Source organism: Halobellus sp. Atlit-38R, from assembly GCF_003665925.1.
Taxonomy (GTDB): Archaea; Halobacteriota; Halobacteria; order Halobacteriales; family Haloferacaceae; genus Haloquadratum; species Haloquadratum inordinatus.
The window spans coordinates 433,892-452,223 of sequence record NZ_QXIJ01000001.1; the positions used below are offsets into that span (position 1 = coordinate 433,892).

An 18,332-nucleotide genomic window follows, 5' to 3' on the forward strand; every position below is an offset into this window, starting at 1 on the left:
GATCGCACGCGACGGACCTGCGCCGGGGATCCGGTTCAGTGCCCGTCGTCGTGTTCCGCGTCCGCCCCGTGATCTTCGGGGTGCGTCGGCGTTCCCGAGAGGTTCCCGTCCTCGTCGAAGCGCTTCGCACGGAGGAAGCGCGCTCGATAGCGGTTCGCGCCCTCGTAGACGTCGGCCTCGCGGATCTCCTCGGTGCGGCCGTCGGCGACGGCGTCGACGATCGCCTCGACCTGTTCCTTCTCGGAGGGCGTCAGCTCGAACTCGTAGGTGTGCGTCTCCTCTGCTTCGAGTTTGGTCCACTTTCGCGCGGCCGCGACGACGAGCGAACAGGGTTCTCGGCAGGGAAACGCCCCCGTACCGCCGTCGGCGTCGAGTTCGTGTCCCTCGTCGTACTCCCACTCGCGGCGCTTGAGACACTGTGAATCGACGCAGCAGGCTTCGGCCATCCAATCGACGGCCTCGGCCGGCAGGTCCTCGACGACACCGTAGATCCCGGTCTGGCGCTCGGCGGTCTCGTGCCAGTGCGTCACGTCGAGGTCGCCCTCGCGTTCGAGGTTCCAGTTGGCGACTGACGCGGGATAGAGGACGTCGAGCGTCTCGACCGCGTCGCGACCGTCGAGGTCCGGGAAGACCCACCCCGAGACGAGCGAGGGGGCGGTCTTCAGCGGCCGGTACCGACCGCGGTCGTCGTAGGTGGCGATGTCGCGAGCGTCGAGCGGGTCGTGGTAGGTATCGAGGTCGTCGGCCTCGGCGTCGCGGTCATCGGCGTGACGGATCTCGTAGCGCCGCTGCCCGTCTTCGCCGAGCGTCGCCGTGACGAGCACCTCGCCCCACTCGATGTGCATCCCCGAGCGGAGCGCCGCGTAGCGGTCGGGAACTGAATGCTCGGACGCGGCCTCCGCGTGCCGGAGGAAGGCGCGTCGGTGGCGTCCGCGGTCCCCGACGACCACCTCCCAGTAGTACCAGTTCGTGACGTAGGGGGCGACGTGGTCGTCGCCGGCAACCGATCGGAACGCCGATTCCGAGAGGTTCTCGTGGCGTTCGTCGGAAGACGCGACGTCGAGCGTGTAGCTGCCGCCGTCGTCGCTCGCGTCGACGTTCGTGTCCATGTCCGCGAAGAGTCCGTCGAATTCCACCGGGTCCGGATCTGATTCGAGGCGGGCCAGTAAGGCGTCGAGTTGCTCGTCGTGCACGTCAGTCACCCGCCGCCGGCGTCTCGCGGGTCTCCTCGCGCACGGTCTCGATGGCGGCTTCGATCTCCGCGCCGGCGTCGGCGGCGCGTTCGAGGATCACGTCGGCCATCAGACCTTCCGTTCCGACGGCGCCGGCGTACCAGATCCGGTGGCCGTCGACGTCGGCGGGGACCTCGTAACCCGTCCGATAGTCGTCGGTCAGGCCCATATCCTCCGGGATGTCCTCCTGCGTGTGGAAGCCGTCCGCGATGAAAAGCGGGACGACGACGACGTCTTCGGCCTCGAAGTAGTCGGTGACGTCGTCGACTTCGGGCTCTTCGTCCATATAGAGCGCCTGCACCTCGTCGAAGCGATTCATCTCGCGAACGCGGTCGGCGTGGTACTCGATGGCCTTCGCGGAGTTCTCGTTGCGCTCGGTCCCGTGGCCGACGACGGCGAAGCCGAAGCCCTCGCCGACGTTCGGGTCGCCGGTGACGGTCTCCGCGCGGCGGACCAACACGTCGGTCATCGCCTCGTGGGTGCCGACCGGCCCGCAGTAGTGGACCGTCTGGCCCGTGTCCTCGGCGACCAGCGTCGCAGTGTCGGCGCTCAGGCCGTCTGAGTCCCACTCTGAGACGTCCCAGCCGGACAGGCGGAGTTCCCGCGGAATCACCTGCTCGGTGAAGTACCCCTCGCTGATGAACAGCGGGACCACGTACACCTCGTCGGATTCGACAGTGCGGAGGACCTCTCTGAGCGAGGGTTCCTCCTTCCAAAAGCCCGTCTTCACTTCGTCGAACGCGCCCGTCGCGCGGATCGTGTCCGCGTGGCGGTGCGTCGGCGTCGACGAATCGGGGTTGAGGTGCGACCCGTGCGCCACGATTACCAGCGCTTGCATACCCGGCTCTGAGGACGGAGCGCCCTTAGGGACTTCGGGTTCCGCGAACGATTTTTCAGATTTCGGAAGCCGAAATTGGATGGTTGTCGGATCGGTGGAAGACGGTGCACATCTGCGCCCCGTCTCTATCGCCCCGACCACGGAGATCCGCGGACTTTTCTCCCCGTCGTCCGAGGGGTCCGGTATGTCACTGGCCGCCGAGACGCGGGCCGCCGTTCGGGCCCGTCCCTGGCTCTTGCAGGCGCTCCGGGCGGGCGTAGTGAACTACGCGGCCGCCGCGGAGTCGCTGGACGTCGACGGCGACACCGACTCGATCGCGACGGCGCTGCGGCGCTTCGCAGACGACCTCGAACCCGCCGAAACGGCGGAGCGCGACGTCGTCGTTCGAATGCGCAGCGGGGTTGGACTCGCGGGTGTCGACGTGGGGACCGACGATTCGGGATCGCTGGATCTCGACGCGGACGCCGAAGCACTGCTGTCGGTCGGTGAGGAAGCCGTCGTCACCGCCGACGGGAGCCTCACCGCCATCGTCGTCGACGGCGAGGTCGACGCGAGCGCACTCACGGCCGTCGTGGGTCGACTTCGGGCCGAGAACGTCCTCGTCGACGCCGCCGGCGTCGCGGGCGACGAACTCGTCGTGGTCGTCCCGCGGAGCGACGGCGCGAGCGCGCTCCGAACCGTCGAAGATGCGCTGGCGTCGGTTTCGGAGCTCTGAGCCGCGCTCGCTTCCGACGATTTAACAACCAGGACGCGAGTATCCACCGTCGATGACGCTGTCCGTGACCAACACCCTGACGGGCGAACGCGAGGAGTTCGAGCCGCGGAACGACGACGAAGTCCTGCTGTACGTCTGTGGGCTGACGGTCTCGGACGACGCACACCTCGGGCACGCGCGCCTGTGGGCGCACGCCGACGTAATGCATCGCTGGCTGGCACACGAAGGCTACGACGTCCGCCACGTCGAGAACTTCACCGACGTCAACGAGAAGATCGTCGCCCGCATCGGCGAGGACGACTTCGGCGGCGACGAATCTGAGGTGGCCGAACACTTCACCTCTCACGTGATCCGAGATATGCGCGGGCTGAACCTCAAGCGCGCCGAAGTCTACCCCCGGGTGTCGGAACACGTCCCCGACATCATCGACCTCGTCGAGACGCTCGTCGAACGCGGCTACGCCTACGAGTCAAACGGCTCGGTCTACTTCGACGTCACTGCCTTCGAGGACTACGGCAAACTCTCGAATCAGCGCCTCGACGAGATCGAGACCCAGGGGCCCGAAGACGAGCGCTCCGAGAAGCGCCACCCCGCGGACTTCGCGCTCTGGAAGGCCGGCGCAGTCGCGCCCGAGGACGTCGCCGAACACCGCCACGCGGATCTCCCGGCCGTCGAAGACCCCTGCGGGCAGACCTGGGCGTCGCCGTGGGGCGAGGGCCGACCCGGCTGGCACGTCGAGTGCTCTGCGATGTCGATGACGCACCTCGATGACACGCTCGACATCCACGTCGGTGGCCGCGACCTCGTCTTCCCGCACCACGAAAACGAGATCGCCCAGAGCGAGGCCGCGACGGGCCAGCAGTTCGCTCGCTACTGGCTCCACGTCGGCCTCCTCCAGACCGCCGGCGACAAGATGTCCTCCAGTCTCGGGAACTTCCTCACCGTCGACGACGCCCTCGACCAGTACGGCGTCGACGTCGTCCGGACGTTCTATCTCTCGACCGCGTACCGCAGCGAGCAGACGTTCGGGGAGAAAGAGATGCGCGAGGCCGAGGAACGCTGGGAGCGACTCGACCGCGCCTACGAGACCGCCGTCGGCGCCTGCGACAGCACCGACGCGTACGCGAAAGTCGAAGACGAACCCTTCCGCGGGGCGCTCGCGGAGACCCGAACCCAGTTCCGGGAGGCGATGAACGACGACTTCAACGTCCGAGAGGCGATGGCGGCGCTGCTCGAACTGGCGACGGCGGTGAACCGCCACGTCGACGACCACGACGCGTACGACTACTGGGCGCTGCGTGAGAGCGTCGAGGCCTTCGAGGAACTCGGCGGCGACGTCTTCGGTCTCTCGTTCGGCGCGGCGACGGACGGCGACGGGACGGTGACGCTCGCCGAGGAACTCGTCGAACTCGTCCTCGACGTTCGGGAAGCCGAGCGCGACGCGGGCAACTACGAGCGTGCGGACGACCTCCGCGACGATCTCGAAGCCCTCGGGATCGAAATCCAGGACAGCGACGACGGCCCGACGTATCGATTCGGGTAGCGCTCCGCGATCCCCGCCGAGTGCGTCTCCCGCAGACGCGGCTCGTCACTCCATCGTGAACAGGTGCGTCTCCTCGGGAATCTCGAAGAGCCCTATCCGGACGCCGGCGTCGAGCCACCCGTAGCCGTACGAGAAGGCAGCGAGTGCGTTCACAGGATCGTCGTTCTCGCGGAAGTGCCGCCCGTCTTCGAGGTACGACAGCGACATCTCCCGTACCTCGGCGGCCGCCTCGCCCAGCGGCGTCGATGCCGGCACGACGATGTCGGCCTCCGCGAGCGCATCGGCGAACATCCGCTCGTATCGGTCCGTTTTCTCGATCAGATCCGCGGCCATACCCGAGAGTCGCCGCGCTGGGCGTATATATCCGGTCAAATTCGATCTTGTGACGGTAACACAATACAGTCTGACGGGACGTGCGCACGACAGCGGAATCTAAAAGGACGTGTCTACCGAAGCAGTGTGTATGACAGATATCGCTGACGAGGTCGTCGAACATCGCCCGCTCATCGTCGCTGGCTCCGGTATCGCGGGGCTCTCTGCAGCAATTTATGCCGGCCGTTCGAACAACGAGCCCCTCGTATTCGAGGGCGACGAACCCGGCGGACAGCTCACGTTGACGACGGAGGTCGACAACTATCCGGGCTTCCCCGAAGGCATCTCCGGGCCCGAACTCGTCCAGAATATGAAAGAGCAGGCCGAGCGCTTCGGCGCGGAGATCAAAAACGGCATCATCGAGTCCGTCGAGGCCGACGAACGTCCCTTCACGGTCCGCCTGAAGAACGGCGACGTCTACACGGCCGACGCGATCATCTCCGCATCGGGGGCATCCGCGCGGACGCTCGGCATCCCGGGCGAGGACGAACTGATGGGTTACGGCCTCTCGACGTGTGCAACCTGTGACGGCGCGTTCTTCCGCGACGAGAAGATCCTCGTCGTCGGGGGCGGCGACGCCGCGATGGAAGAAGCGAACTTCCTCACCAAGTTCGCTTCGACGGTCTATCTCGTCCACCGCCGCGAGGAGTTCCGCGCGGAGGACTACTGGATCGACCGCGTGATGGAGAAGGTCGACGAGGGCGAAATCGAGATTATGCGGAACACCGAAGTCACGGAACTCCACGGCAGCCAAGAGGAGGGCGTCGACCACGTCACGCTCGTCAGCCACCCCGAGGGCCACCCCACCGACAAACTCGACGACCCCGACACCGAGGAGTTCGACTTCGACGTCGGCGCGGTCTTCTACGCTATCGGCCACACGCCGAACGCGGGCTACCTCGAAGGCACGGGCGTCGAACTCGACGACGACGGCTACCTCAAGACCCAGGGCGGCACGGGAGGCAACCAGACCGCCACGGACGTCCCCGGCATCTTCGGCGCAGGCGACGTCGTCGACTACCACTACCAGCAGGCCGCCACGGCCGGCGGGATGGGCGTGAAGGCCGCCCTCGACGCCGACGACTACCTCGAAGATCTCGAACGCGAGCAGAAGGCCGAAGCGGGTAGCGAGGTCGCGGCCGTCGAGAGCGACGACTAGGCACCCACCTTTTTACCGGGACTTCGCGCTCCCGTCGTCGGCGCTCGACCCCGGCCAAAAATCTGGACGAGAAACGCTCGCTCTGCTCGCGGTGGCAGCCACACGGAGCGCGGCGATGCTACGGTTGCGACGTGCCTTCGATCCACTTCCGGCAGCCTCGGCCACCGAACGGAATCCCTTAGCCGCGGGCACTGCTTCTGTTAGCCGTGTCACGACTCAGGCGAACCGGCACGGCGCTCGCCCGGATACTGGCGGATGCGGGCGTCATCGAGGAGACGCGCCTCCGCGCGACAGTCGACCTCGCGTGGCCTCGGATCGTCACCGGGTTCGCCATTATGTCGAAGCGAACGGTGGATCTCGCGCTCGTCGGCCTCGTCATCGGGCCGACCGCCGTCGCGGGGCTGACGCTCGCGAACGCCTTTTGGATGGTCGCGAAGTTCCTCGCGATCGGCCTCGCTGGCGGGACAGTGGCGCTCGTCTCGCAGAACTACGGCGGCGGCGACACGGAACGCGCGGCGTCGGTCGTCCGGTTGAGCGTCCTTCTGGCGGTCGCACTCGGCATCCCGACAGTGGGGTTCTTCGGTCTCGCCGCGAGGCCCCTCGTCGACTTGCTCGGACAGGACCCCGAAAGCGTCGGATACGGCGCGACGTACCTCGCGATCGTCGCCCCCGGCCTGCTCTTCGAGTTTTTGAATCTCATCGCCAGCCGAACCTACGCGGGCGTCAGCGACACCCTCACGCCGATGGCGGTTCGGGCAGGCGGCGCGGTCGCCAACATTGCGCTGTCGGCGGCGTTCGTCCTCGGTCTGGATATGGGTGTCGCGGGCGCGGCGCTCGGCACCACGCTGGCGACGGCGCTCGTGACCGTCGTGTTCGCGTGGGGGATGACGGGCCGGAACTACGTTCGGGGTCGGGGGGCGAGTCCAGTTCCGCTCACGTTCTCGGGGCCACTACTCGACCGCGAACTGCTCCGGCAGATCGGGCAGGTCTCGGCCCCGCTCGTCGCCCGTCGGGCGGCTCAAGGGCTCGTGGTGTTTCCGCTGCTCGCCATCGCGGCGACGTTCGGTCCCGTCGCCGTCGCGGCAGTCGGCGTCGGCCGACAGGTTCGCGCGCTACTCGGGAGTTTCTCGTGGGGCTTTTCGATCGCCGCTTCGACGCTCGTCGGCCAGAAACTCGGCGCGAGCGAGGAAAGCGAAGCCGAGGCGTACGGCTGGGGAATCGTCCGACTCTCGGTACTCGTCTATCTCGTCGCTGCCGCCGTCGTCGTCGTCTTCGCGAACCCCATCGCGGGCATCTTCGTGAACGAACCCGCGAACCGTGCGCTCTCGGCACAGTTCGTCCGCGTCGCCGCGATCAGCGTCGTCGCCCTCGGCGTCGACGGCTCGATCACGGGCGCGCTGCGGGGCGCGGGCGACACCCGGATCCCGTTCGTCTCGGCGCTGGCGGGGCTGTATCTCGCGGCGGTCCCGCTGGCGTGGCTCGGCACTATCGTCCCGGCGCTCGGGACCGGCGGCCTGCTCCTCGCGCTGCTCGCCGAGACTGCCGTGCCGATGGTGGTGAACCTCCGGCGGTTCCGCTCGAACCGCTGGAAAGCCGTGAGCCGGGGCTACCGTCCGGACCCGAGTGATTGAACGGACCGAGTACCTCATATCAGGTTCCTATCATTTAGGCTGCGTTTTGTCACCACAGTGGAGTGATGCCATAACTCACTTCAACGGGTGTCATATGCCGTCTTATGTTTGACAATCCATCACGTGGAGACCAGTATGTATGCGTACGATACGCACAAGTTTGCGACAATTCGTCGACGAACTCGACACCGTTGTCTTCGGTGTCGGGTTCTCCGTTTCGTTGCTGGCGATTCTGGTCTTCTTCCTGAATCCAGACGTCTCAGCGGAGCGGATGGGACAGATCAACGAGTACCTCTGGACCGAGTTTATGTGGGTCTACATCGGGACGATGTTCCTGATGGTCGTCTTCAGCCTCTGGCTGATGTTCGGCCGCTGGGGCGACATCAAACTCGGCAAGCCCGAGGACGACCCCGAGTTCAGTCTCCTGTCGTTCTTCTCGATGATGTTCTCGGCGGGGATCGCGGCCGGTATCGTCTTCTGGGGACCGGCGGAGGCGCTGAACCACTACGCGAACGTTCCGCCGCTCGTCGGCGCTGAAGCCGGCACGTCCGCGGCGGCCGTCGGCGCGATCCAGTACACGCTGTTTCACTGGGGCATCTCCTACTGGGTTCCGTACCTGATCGTCGCGATTCCGATCGCGTACTACGCCTTCCGGAAGGACGCGCCGATGCGCGTCTCGACGCTCATCGCGCCGTTCGTCGGCGTCGAGAACCTCGACGGCTTCTGGGCGAAAACCATCGACGTGCTGGCGGTGTTCGCGACGATCGGCGGCATCGCGACGACGCTCGGCTTCGTCGGGCGACAGTTCCTCACCGGTCTGGAGTACACAGCGGGTATTTCACTCGGCGACGGTGGAACGGTCCTGGTGATCACGGGCCTGACAGTCGCGTTCACCGTTTCTGTCACGCTCGGCGTCAAGAAGGGAATCGCCCGCGTGTCGCTGTTCAATATGGGCGTCTTCGCCGCGCTGGCGGTCGTGACGTTCTTGCTGGGGCCGACCAACTACATTATGAACACCGGCTTGCAGGCGGTCGGCGGCTATTTCAGCGAGTTCGTCTCGATGAGTCTCTACACGAACGCCACCGGCACCGGCGAGTGGGTCGGAAACTGGACGGTCTTCTACTGGGCGTGGGTGTTCTCGTGGGCCCCCTTCGGCGGCCTGTTCGTCGCACGCATCTCGAAGGGCCGGACGATCCGACAGGTGGTCGCGACCGCGCTCATCGGTGCGACGGCCTCGACGATCCCGTGGTTCCTCACGATGGGCGGCAGCGCCATCTTCTTCGAGCGCAACAACATCGCACCGATGCTCGATATGGTCGACCAGTACGGCGTCTCCGTCTCGGGCTTCCCGCTTTTCGCCAGTCTCCCCTTCGGCGACGTGCTGGCGGGCGTGTTTATGCTACTGGTGGTGACGTTCTTCGTCACCTCGGCTGACTCCTCGACGCTCGCGCTCGGGATGCTCACGACCGGCGGCAAGCAACACCCCTCGACGGTCAATCGGATCATCTGGAGCGGTCTGATGGGCGGTCTCGCCTCGCTGCTCATCGTCGGCGGCGGCATCGACGCCCTCCGGTCGTCGGCGATCATCACGGGCTTCCCGTTCGCGCTTATGTCCGTCGTCGCAATCGTCGGAATGGTCTGGGAGTACCAGTCGGTCCACCCGCTGCTGTCGGGTGAGGACGACTCCGTGGTCACGACAGGGGCGAACTCCCCGGCGGTGTCGATGAGTTCCGACGACGACTGATACTGTCTGACAGAACTCTGTGCAGCGTATCGGCACTCCGTGGGTGCCAACGCACTTCACAAACTGCTGTCCGATAGTATGAGCGAGCGACGCCGCGTCGTCGTTCGAGCGGCCGATTCCCACAGACCCTTATGTCGAGGCGCCGGAGAGGACGTATGGTCGACACCGAGACCTACACGATCGAAGCGCCGAACGGCGACGTCGAGGAGATCGAACTCCCCGAGGGCCTTGCCGACGTGTTCACCGAACAGGGCGAGTCGACGACGGCCGTCGTCGGCGACCTCCTGATCCAGTCGTTCGCCCAGCAGGCGCACGCCGTCGTCCACCACGGACAGGGCGAGACGCCCGCCGACCTGGAAGAACTGAACGAGAAGATGGAGGAACTCTTCGAGGAGCGCTTCGGCGTCTCGCTCGACGAGGCGATGGGCCACAGTCACTGAACGCACGAGGCGGTCGCGGCTCGATCTCTTTTTCCCTTTCAGACGAACAGCAGCGGAACCATCGCGAGGAAGCCGGCTGCGACGCCCGCGGCGAGTTCACGACGGCCGCCGCCGGGCAGACTGCGCCCGACGGCGAGTGCCTCCGGAATGAACTCCGTGAGGACGAGAAAGATCATCGCACCGGCCGCGAAGCCGAAGCCCGCGGGGAGGAACTCCCGAGCGGCGCGGACGAAGTAGAACGCCAGAACCGCGCCGATCGGCTGCGGGAGGCTCGAGAACACTGACCACCAGACGAGCTTCCAGTTCGCGACGCCCATCGAGCGCAACGGGATCGAGATGGCGACGCCCTCGGGGATGTTGTGGATCGAGATCGCGATCGTCATAAAGATCGCGAGCAGGGGTACTACGAACCCAAAGAGCTGCGTTCCGCCCTGCAGCCCGAGGTCTGCGAACGAGACGCCGACGGCGACGCCCTCCGGGAAGGAGTGGACGGTCAAGACGCCGAGAATGAGCACCAGCTTCTTGAAGTCCGCTTCCTCGTACTGCCGCGGGTCGACCTCGGCGGCTTCGATGAGGTCGTGGGCGACGTAGACGAGAAGGATGCCGGCGAAGAGTCCGGCACCGAGGAGGAGCAGTTCACGCTGTGGGATCGGGTCGATGGAAACCCCACCGAGCGCCACGTGGACGTACTCGCCGAGCGCCTCTAACACGAGCCCGAAAACCGATGCGGACAGCATAATGCCGGAGGCGATCCCCCAGAGCGCGACGTTCCAGCGGTCGCTCACGTCGGAGACGAAGAAGAACGGGACTGCCCCTAACCCCGTCGCGAGCGCCGTTATCAGGCCCGCGATGAAGACGAATGCGAAAGACCACAGCTCGACCATACTCGCGTGTAACCACTGAATCGGTATAACATTTCATATTACTGATTGTTTTGGTGGGCCTAAAACCGTCGCGCAAACGAACGCGAAAGGACATCAACGGTCTATAATTTCGGAAACAAAACATTTTCTACGACGGCGTTCGCGGACCTGTCTGATGCGCAACAGTCAGCGACGCGTGGCGGAGTTCCTCGAGGAAGCCGAGTTGCACACCCACCCGGCGTATCGACTCCTGGACCTGACAGCGGAGGTCGGCGAATTGGCCGCGGATGCGACGAAGTCGACCGCCTACGGTGAGGAGCCAGAGTCGCTATCGGTGAAACGCGACGAACTTGGCGACGCGCTCTTCGCATTACTCGCGCTCGCCGAGGAACTCGACGTCGACGCCGAGGCCGCACTGGAGGAGTCGTTGACGAAATACGAGTCCCGTATCGCAGACGACGGGACGCCAGGATCCGGCGAGTAATCCCGCTCGGCGGTCGGCGCCGTCGCGGAACGCGCCGTCTGCCCGCTGTCCGGCGACCGGTCGAAGCGCTCTTCGGAACGGCCGTCACAAGAGGGCGTATGCATCGCCGCGCACGCGAGTTCACCGAACGAGCACGGGAACGCTACGATCTCGGTCTCACCGTCGAATCGTTCCCGGAAGGCACCGAGACGGCCGCCGACGCCGCTGACGCGGTCGGCTGTGAAGTCGGGCAGATCGCGAGTAGCCTCGTCTTCGAGGTCGATGGCGATCTCGTCGTCGTCGTGACGAGCGGCGCGAACCGCGTCAGCGAACCACGGCTCGAATCGCACCTCGGCGCCGAGGACGTCGCGATGGCCGATCCCGACGAGATTCGGAGTGTCGTCGGCTGGAGCATCGGCGGCGTCCCCCCGTTCTGTCACGATGCCGACTTGCCGGTCTACATCGACGAGTCACTGCTCGCCTACGAGACCGTCTGGGCGGCCGCCGGCGCGCCGACAGCGGTCTTCTCGATCGATCCCCAGACCCTCCGAGACGTCTCCGACGCGACGCCGATCGAGGTGTAGGCTGACCCGATCCCTCACTCGCGAACGACGTCGACACCGGTGAACTCGAATCGGGCACCGCCCTCGCTGTCAGCCACAGCGACCTCCCAGCCGTGCGCCTCGGCGATCCACTTGACGATTGCGAGACCGTACCCCGTGCCGTCCGCCGCGGTCGAGTACCCCAGATCGAACACGCGCTGTCGATCCGTCGGCGGGATACCCGGGCCGTCGTCTTCGAGGAAAAATCCGTCTTCGATCGCACCCACGTGGACCGTTACCTCGTCTCCGGCGTGTTCGACGGCGTTCCGAAACAGGTTCTCGAAGAGGTTCCGAAGCCGGTCGACGTCGGCTCTGATCGTCATCCCGTCTTCGACTTCGAGGGTGGCTCCCGACGTGCTGACGGTGCCCCAGCACTGTCTGACGAACTCCGAAAGTGTCACGCGCTCTTTCTCCCCGACGTGATGGCCCTGCTTCGCGAGCGTGAGCGTGTTTTCGATGATATCCCACATCCGGCCGAGAGCGTCGTCGACAGACGCTAGGTGCGCTGACTCGCACTCCTCGCTCGCGATTTCGAGATGGCCCTCGGCGACGTTCAGCGGGTTCCGGAGGTCGTGGGCGACGACGCTCGCAAACTCCTCTAGTCGCTCGTTCTGTCGTTCCAGTTGGCGCTCGTACGCTTTCCGCGTCCCGATCCGTCGGAGCGAGACGAGCGCCCCGATGGGCTCTCCGCCCGATCGCAGCGTCGTGACCCGCGCCTCTGCCGGCAGGTGGCGGGGGACGGGCGCTTCCTCGGGGTGACCCATCTCCAACTCGACCCGTTCTTCGGACGATTCGTCGGCCAGCACCGATTCGACGGCCGTCCGTAGCGAGTCGAGGCCGTCTTCGACGATCCGACCGAAGCGGTCGTAGTCGGTCCCGATCACCGTATCCGAGGAGAGGCCGGAGATCGCGTAGAACCGATCGTTCGCGAACGCGATGGTGCCATCGGCGTCGATAGCGAAGACCGGCTCCATCTGACTTCGGGAGACGGTCTCGACGTCGATCGCCTCGCCATCGCGATCCATACGGTCGTTACAGGTGAGAGTAATTTAAAAATGTAGGTGTGCTATCGTGATCGGAATTGTACATTCCTGTCCGGAACTGGTCCTCATACTGTCGGACAGTAGTTCGTAAATGACGTTGGTACCCACGGGGTGCCGATACGTTCCACATCGTTCTATCCGACGGTATCAGTCCCGCGGCTAACAGTACCGGTGCGACTGGCGATATATGTATCTCGGCACCGTAGATGGCGTATGACCGATCACTCACCGTCGGTGGACGCCCCAGCAGAGAGCGACGGCGATGCCGAACGACAGCGCGTCTGGCTCGTCGAGCGGACGTACTCCGACGACGAACAGAACATCGTCATCCTCGTGTACGCGACCCCCGATGGATCGCAGTATCTCCGCAAAGAGCGCGCCCTCACCAGTTTCGACGACGCACGCGACACGACGGCGGGGCTGCTCGCTCGCGAGTCGAGTCTCGGCACCGTGACCGACTCCGACGAGCGCAGGCGATACGCCCAGGAAGCGAAACGGACTCGTGAGCAGTACGCCCCCGACGACGTCGTCTGATCCCGTTTCACGTGATCGCCGACGGACGCCGATCAGCCTGGTGTCTTCGAAGACAGCTACTCGGAATCGAGTACCAGACCGCACGGATTTAAGCGCCGACGCCGAGTACGTTCGCGCGATGGGAGAGTTATCCGCGTTGTTCTCGCCCGAGCGAATCGCCGTCGTGGGCGCGACAGAGCGTGCGGGCTCCGTCGGCCGGGCGATTATGGAGAACCTCCTCGATTCGTTCGCGGGCGAGGTCGTCCCCGTGAATCCGAGCCACGAGGAGGTCTTCGGCATCCCGACGCTAGACGACGTCGCCGCCGCCGACGCCGACCTCGCCGTCGTCGTCGTGCCGCCGCAGATCGCCGTCGACGTCGTTCGCGAGGCCGGCGAGGCGGGCGTCCGAAACGTCGTGGTCATCACCGCCGGCTTCGGCGAGACCGGCAGTGAGGGCGCCGCCCGTGAGCAGGACCTGATTGAGGTCGCCGAGACGTACGACATCGACCTGGTCGGCCCCAACAGCCTCGGGATTATGTCGACGCCGGTCGGAATGAACGCGACGTTCGGCCCCGAGAACGCCACCGAGGGGCGGATGTCGTTTATGAGCCAGTCGGGGGCGTTCATCACGGCCGTCTTAGACTGGGCGAACGACCAGGGCATCGGCTTCAAAGACGTCGTCTCGCTCGGCAACAAGGCCGTCCTCGACGAATCCGACTTCGTCAGAGAGTGGGGCGACGACGACGACACCGACGTGATAATCGGCTATCTGGAGGGCATCGACGACGGTCAGGCGTTCATCGAGACGGCGCGGGAGGTGACCGCGGAGACGCCGGTCGTCCTCGTGAAGTCCGGCCGCACCGACGCCGGCGCACAGGCCGCCTCTAGTCACACGGGGACGATCGCCGGCTCGGATCAGGCCTACGAGGCCGGTCTCGAACAGGCTGGAGTCATCCGCGCAGCGTCCGTCCAGGAACTGTTCGACGCCGCTCGCGTCTTAGAGAGCCAGCCCCTCCCCGAAGGCGACGGCGTCGCGGTCATCACGAACGCCGGCGGGCCGGGCGTGATGAGCACCGACGCGATCGGTGACTCGCGGCTCTCGATGGCGTCGTTCACCGACTCGACGCTCGATGCCTTCTCGGAGGCGTTGCCGGCGGAAGGTAACATCTACAACCCGGTCGACATCGTCGGCGACGCCGACAACGAGCGCTTCCGCGACGCGCTGGACGTCGCGCTCGGTGACGCAAACGTCGGCAGCGTCATCGTCCTCTCGTGTCCGACGGCCGTCCTCGACTACCAGCAACTGGCCGCCGACACCGTCGAGCTACAGGCGAAACACGGCAAGCCCGTCGCCGCCTGCTTTATGGGCGGCGCCCGGGTCGAGCCCGCCGCAGAGACGCTCGCCGACGCCGGGATCCCGAACTACTTCGATCCCGCGCGGGCGGTGCAGGGTCTCGACGCGCTCTCGCGCTTCCGTGACATCACCGAACGGGAGTACCAGGCGCCGACGACGTTCGACGTCGACCGCGAGCGCGCCCGGGAGATCCTCGCGTCGGTCGAGGGCCGCGCGGACACGCGGTTGGGCGTCGAAGCGATGGGTCTCCTAGACGCCTACGGGATCGAGACGCCCGCCGGCGACATCGTCGACGCACCCGCGGACGCGCTCGAAGTCGCGGAGTCCATCGACGGCGACGTGGTAATGAAGATCGTCAGCCCGGATATCCTACACAAATCGGACATCGGGGGCGTCAAGGTCGGCGTCCCGAACGAGGAGGTCTACGACGCCTACGAAGACCTGATCTCGCGCGCGCGCAACTACCAGCCCGACGCGACGATCATCGGCGTGCAGGTCCAAGAGATGGTCGACCTCGACGACGGTGTGGAGACGATCGTCGGGATGAACCGCGATCCGCAGTTCGGCCCGCTCTTGCTCTTCGGCCTCGGCGGAATCTTCGTCGAGACGCTCGAAGACACGACGTTCCGCGTCGCGCCGGTCTCCGAACCGGAGGCCGAGGCGATGACCCGGGAGATCGACGCCGCGCCGTTGCTGCGGGGGGCGCGCGGACGCGAGCCCGCAGACGTCGCGGGCGTCGTCGAGACGATCCAGCGCCTCTCACAGCTCGTGACCGACTTCCCGGCGATTCTCGAATTGGACATCAACCCGCTCGTCGCCACCCCCGATGGCGTCGAAGCCGTCGACGTGCGACTCACCGTCGACCCCGATCAACTCTGAGGAGCCCCACAGATGCACACGAACACCCTACTCGTCGCTTCGATCCAGGAAAGCACCGGCAAGACGGCAGTCACCCTCGCGCTCGGCCGACTCGCACAGGAGCGCGGCCTCGACGTCGGCTATATGAAGCCCAAAGGCACGCGGCTCCAGTCGAACGTCGGCAAGACGCTCGACGAGGATCCGATGTTGGCGCGCGAACTCCTCGATCTGGACTGTGAGATGCACCAGATGGAGCCGATCGTCTACTCGCCGACGTTCGTCGACGGCGCGATCCGCGGGCAGGAGGACCCCGAAGAGCTCGGCGCCCTCATCGAGGAGTACTTCGAACAGCTCGCGGCCAACTGCGGGCTGATGCTCGTCGAGGGCGGCGGCTCGTGGACCACGGGCGGCATCGTCGATCTGACCGACGTGGACATCGCGTCGCGGCTCGACGCCGACGTGCTCCTCGTCGCGGACTACGAGAATCCGGGCGATCTCGACGACGTCGTCGCCGCCGCGGAGGCCTTCGGCGACCGCCTCGTGGGCGTGTTGTTCAACGGCGTGAACGACGCCGCCTTCGACGACCTCGAACAGCAGGGCGTGCCGTTCCTCGAAGGACGCGGGATCCCCGTTCTCGGCGTCGTCCCACGCGAGCGCGACCTCGCCGGCGTGACCGTCGAAGACCTCGCCGCCGAACTCGGCGCCGACGTCGCCGTCGACGGCGACAGCGGGGCCTACGTGGAGCGCTTCCTCGTCGGCGCGATGGGCGGAGACGCCGCTCTCCGGTACTTCCGCCGCACCAAGAACGCCGCAGTTATCACCGGCGGCGACCGCGCGGAGATCATCACCGCAGCGTTGGAGGCCCCCGGCGTCAACGCCATCATCCTCACCGGCGGACACCGCCCGTCGCCGGCCGTGCTCGGCAAGGCCGAACAGAAGGGCGTGCCTGTCCTGCTCGTCACCGGCGACACCCTGTCGGTCGTCGACCGCGCGGAGACGGTCGTCAACACCGGCCGCGCCCGCGACGAGGAGACGATCACCCGGATGAGCGAACTCCTCTACGATCACGCCGACGTGGACGCGCTGCTCGGTCCGGAGGAAAGCGGTGCGGACGCGGCGGACGCAGCGGAGGACTCGGCGGACCCGGAGGACACTGGCGACTCCGACAGCCCAACCGACGCTGACGAGGCGTAATCCTCGTATCCGTCAGGTGCGACTACTGCTGGCGCTCCTCAGCACTTCCACCCGCGGTCTGTCGTGTTCAAGCGTTCACAGCCGTCGTCGGTGACGACGACGAGGTCCTCGATGCGGACGCCGAACGTGCCGTCGAGGTAGACGCCGGGCTCGACGCTGAAGACCATCCCCGGCTCCAGTTCTCGCGTACTGTCGGCGACGATGTATGGCTCTTCGTGGACGTCGAGGCCGACGCCGTGGCCCGTCCGGTGAATGAAGCGCTCGCCGTAGCCCGCGTCCTCGATGGCCGAGCGCGCGGCAGCGTCGACCGCGCCGGCAGTCACGCCGGGTTCGACTGCGTCGACGGCTGCCTCCTGCGCGCGTCTGACCACGTCGTGGACCTCGCGAAAGCGCTCGCCAGGAGTGCCGTCGAAGACGACAGTTCGAGTCTGATCGCTGGGGTAGCCGTCGACGCGCGTTCCGAAGTCCACGACGACCGGGTCGCCGGCCTCGATCGTTCGATCGCCGTGGGTGTGGTGCGGCATCGCGCCGTTGGGTCCGGAGCCGACGATCGTCTCGAAAGAGACGCCGTCGCCGCCGGCGTCGGCGAGAAACGACTCGATCCGGGCTGCGAGTTCGGATTCTGTCAGCCCGACGGCGTCGCTGCCGAGGCCGCGAACGCGCTCCATCGCGTCGTCTGCGGCCCCTGCGGCCCGTCGAAGCGCGTCGAGTTCGGCATCGTCCTTTCTGATTCGCAGGTCTGCGAGCACCTCGCTGGCGAGGCCGAGCGTGGCGTCCGGACGAATCTCGCGCACGTCTTGAGTGAACGTCGCCCACATCGTGTCGTCGACGAGAAGGTGCGACGCCGCCGGGATCCCGAGGTCGTCGAACAGCTCCGACAGCGCCCGCACGGGGTCCGTCTCGTCGTCCCACGCCCGCACGTCGAGCACCCACGACTCTGCTCGGACCTGCGAGGCCGCAAGCGCCGGGACGAAGAACGTCGGGTCGCCCTCGGCGGGCACGACGAAGAGGAAGTGGCGCTCGCGCTGGGACTCGACGAGGCCGGTGAGATACTGGAGGTTCCGTCCGGGGACACAGACGAGCGCGTCCGCGCCCGCGTCCGCGAGCGCCGTCTGTGCCGCGTCGGTTCGTCGTTCGAGAGGCGTCACACCGGAGGCTTCCGCGCAATCACACAAGAAGGTACGGTCGCGTTGTGGGATCCCGGCACGCGGAAATCCGGCCAGAGACCGGCCGTAACCACTCATTAACTATTACATATCCCCGTGACACTTGGCGTATGGACTTCGACTGGCCCACGTACTTCGAGTGTGCCGCCTGCGGAGCCGAACTACCCGCGGATGCAGTCCGGTACGACGACCTGGGCTATCCCGAGTGCCCCGAGTGCGGCGCGCGCACCGGCCCGCTCGCCAGTCTGGAAGCCGTCGAGTCCGCGTCCAAAGGTCTCGCCGACTGATCGCGACGCGGTCGTGCGACTCTATTCGGAAGATACAGGCTCGCGACGTGCGACCCACCGGTATGGAGTGGACACGGACTCGTGAGGAGGAACGCCTCGTCGAGTGGACGCGCGAGGACGGGTACGTTACGCTACGCCGTCGCCGCCGACCCGACGGCGAGTGGGTCGTCAGACTCGACCGCCTGCATCAGGCGCCCGGCGGCAGAGATTACCGTCGCGAGCGCGTCGCCGACATCGAGGCAGCGAAGGCCCTGATCGAAGAGTGGAAAGGGGACGCGGATTCGCGGGAGGAATAGGAGAGAGCCAGCCGCGGCC

19 protein-coding genes are annotated in these 18,332 nt (G+C 66.2%); 13 read left to right on the forward strand and 6 right to left on the reverse strand.

Features of this window, described 5'->3' with window-relative positions:
* Nucleotides 1-35: 35 nt before the first annotated feature.
* Nucleotides 36-1,202: a DR2241 family protein gene (locus D3D02_RS02245; RefSeq protein ID WP_121568355.1), complete on the reverse strand. Its 1,167-nt coding sequence runs from the start codon at nt 1,200-1,202 to the stop codon at nt 36-38.
* Complete coding sequence (locus D3D02_RS02250; protein ID WP_121568356.1) at nt 1,195-2,070, reverse strand: CbiX/SirB N-terminal domain-containing protein; 876 nt, start codon at nt 2,068-2,070, stop codon at nt 1,195-1,197. The genes D3D02_RS02245 and D3D02_RS02250 overlap by 8 nt, the downstream gene beginning before the upstream one ends.
* 184 nt (nt 2,071-2,254) lie before the next feature.
* On the opposite strand from D3D02_RS02250, the gene D3D02_RS02255 reads away from it, so the two are divergent.
* Both D3D02_RS02255 and cysS read left to right on the forward strand, forming a co-directional pair.
* Nucleotides 2,255-2,785 carry a hypothetical protein gene (locus D3D02_RS02255; protein WP_121568433.1) on the forward strand — a complete coding sequence of 177 codons (531 nt, stop codon included), beginning with the start codon at nt 2,255-2,257 and terminating at the stop codon, nt 2,783-2,785.
* 52 nt (nt 2,786-2,837) lie between these two features.
* Entirely contained in the window at nt 2,838-4,328 is a 1,491-nt protein-coding gene (gene cysS, locus D3D02_RS02260) for a cysteine--tRNA ligase (protein ID WP_121568357.1), read from the forward strand.
* 45 nt (nt 4,329-4,373) lie between these two features.
* On the opposite strand, the gene D3D02_RS02265 is transcribed toward cysS, so the two are convergent.
* Nucleotides 4,374-4,661, reverse strand: a complete 288-nt coding sequence (locus tag D3D02_RS02265) for a DUF357 domain-containing protein (protein WP_121568358.1) — start codon at nt 4,659-4,661, stop codon at nt 4,374-4,376.
* Between the two features lie 130 nt (nt 4,662-4,791).
* Here D3D02_RS02265 and D3D02_RS02270 point away from each other — a divergent pair, with 130 nt between their 5' ends.
* The 4 genes from D3D02_RS02270 (at nt 4,792) to D3D02_RS02285 (ending at nt 9,674) form a co-directional block, all read left to right on the forward strand.
* Complete coding sequence (locus tag D3D02_RS02270; protein ID WP_121568359.1) at nt 4,792-5,859, forward strand: NAD(P)/FAD-dependent oxidoreductase; 1,068 nt, start codon at nt 4,792-4,794, stop codon at nt 5,857-5,859.
* A gap of 206 nt (nt 5,860-6,065) precedes the next feature.
* Nucleotides 6,066-7,490 (forward strand): MATE family efflux transporter, encoded by a 1,425-nt coding sequence (locus D3D02_RS02275; protein WP_121568360.1) that lies wholly within the window; start codon nt 6,066-6,068, stop codon nt 7,488-7,490.
* Nucleotides 7,491-7,629: 139 nt separating this feature from the next.
* Nucleotides 7,630-9,234, forward strand: coding sequence for a BCCT family transporter (locus D3D02_RS02280; RefSeq protein ID WP_121568361.1), 1,605 nt, complete (start codon nt 7,630-7,632; stop codon nt 9,232-9,234).
* A 155-nt stretch (nt 9,235-9,389) separates the two neighbouring features.
* Nucleotides 9,390-9,674: a hypothetical protein gene (locus D3D02_RS02285; RefSeq protein ID WP_121568362.1), complete on the forward strand. Its 285-nt coding sequence runs from the start codon at nt 9,390-9,392 to the stop codon at nt 9,672-9,674.
* Nucleotides 9,675-9,712: 38 nt separating this feature from the next.
* Here the strand turns inward: D3D02_RS02285 and D3D02_RS02290 are convergent, their stop codons facing one another.
* Nucleotides 9,713-10,558, reverse strand: a complete 846-nt coding sequence (locus tag D3D02_RS02290; protein ID WP_121568363.1) for a ZIP family metal transporter — start codon at nt 10,556-10,558, stop codon at nt 9,713-9,715.
* Nucleotides 10,559-10,712: 154 nt separating this feature from the next.
* Between D3D02_RS02290 and D3D02_RS02295 the strand changes: the two genes are divergently transcribed.
* The gene (locus tag D3D02_RS02295; protein WP_121568364.1) at nt 10,713-11,021 is read left to right on the forward strand and encodes a MazG-like family protein; all 309 of its coding nucleotides are present in this window, start codon (nt 10,713-10,715) and stop codon (nt 11,019-11,021) included.
* Between the two features lie 98 nt (nt 11,022-11,119).
* Nucleotides 11,120-11,584, forward strand: coding sequence for a YbaK/EbsC family protein (locus D3D02_RS02300; RefSeq protein ID WP_121568365.1), 465 nt, complete (start codon nt 11,120-11,122; stop codon nt 11,582-11,584).
* 14 nt (nt 11,585-11,598) lie between these two features.
* On the opposite strand, the gene D3D02_RS02305 is transcribed toward D3D02_RS02300, so the two are convergent.
* Nucleotides 11,599-12,627, reverse strand: a complete 1,029-nt coding sequence (locus tag D3D02_RS02305; RefSeq protein WP_121568366.1) for a HAMP domain-containing sensor histidine kinase — start codon at nt 12,625-12,627, stop codon at nt 11,599-11,601.
* Nucleotides 12,628-12,858: 231 nt separating this feature from the next.
* On the opposite strand from D3D02_RS02305, the gene D3D02_RS02310 reads away from it, so the two are divergent.
* From D3D02_RS02310 to D3D02_RS02320, 3 genes are all read left to right on the forward strand, one after another.
* The gene (locus D3D02_RS02310) at nt 12,859-13,179 is read left to right on the forward strand and encodes a hypothetical protein (RefSeq protein WP_233560561.1); all 321 of its coding nucleotides are present in this window, start codon (nt 12,859-12,861) and stop codon (nt 13,177-13,179) included.
* Between the two features lie 118 nt (nt 13,180-13,297).
* Nucleotides 13,298-15,391 (forward strand): acetate--CoA ligase family protein, encoded by a 2,094-nt coding sequence (locus D3D02_RS02315; RefSeq protein WP_121568367.1) that lies wholly within the window; start codon nt 13,298-13,300, stop codon nt 15,389-15,391.
* Nucleotides 15,392-15,403: 12 nt separating this feature from the next.
* Nucleotides 15,404-16,564 carry a phosphotransacetylase family protein gene (locus D3D02_RS02320; protein WP_121568368.1) on the forward strand — a complete coding sequence of 387 codons (1,161 nt, stop codon included), beginning with the start codon at nt 15,404-15,406 and terminating at the stop codon, nt 16,562-16,564.
* A gap of 38 nt (nt 16,565-16,602) precedes the next feature.
* On the opposite strand, the gene D3D02_RS02325 is transcribed toward D3D02_RS02320, so the two are convergent.
* Entirely contained in the window at nt 16,603-17,712 is a 1,110-nt protein-coding gene (locus tag D3D02_RS02325; RefSeq protein WP_121568369.1) for an aminopeptidase P family protein, read from the reverse strand.
* 128 nt (nt 17,713-17,840) lie between these two features.
* Here D3D02_RS02325 and D3D02_RS20805 point away from each other — a divergent pair, with 128 nt between their 5' ends.
* Both D3D02_RS20805 and D3D02_RS02330 read left to right on the forward strand, forming a co-directional pair.
* Nucleotides 17,841-18,017 carry a hypothetical protein gene (locus D3D02_RS20805; protein ID WP_199722988.1) on the forward strand — a complete coding sequence of 59 codons (177 nt, stop codon included), beginning with the start codon at nt 17,841-17,843 and terminating at the stop codon, nt 18,015-18,017.
* A 62-nt stretch (nt 18,018-18,079) separates the two neighbouring features.
* Entirely contained in the window at nt 18,080-18,313 is a 234-nt protein-coding gene (locus D3D02_RS02330; protein ID WP_121568370.1) for a hypothetical protein, read from the forward strand.
* The last annotated feature ends 19 nt before the right edge of the window (nt 18,314-18,332 follow it).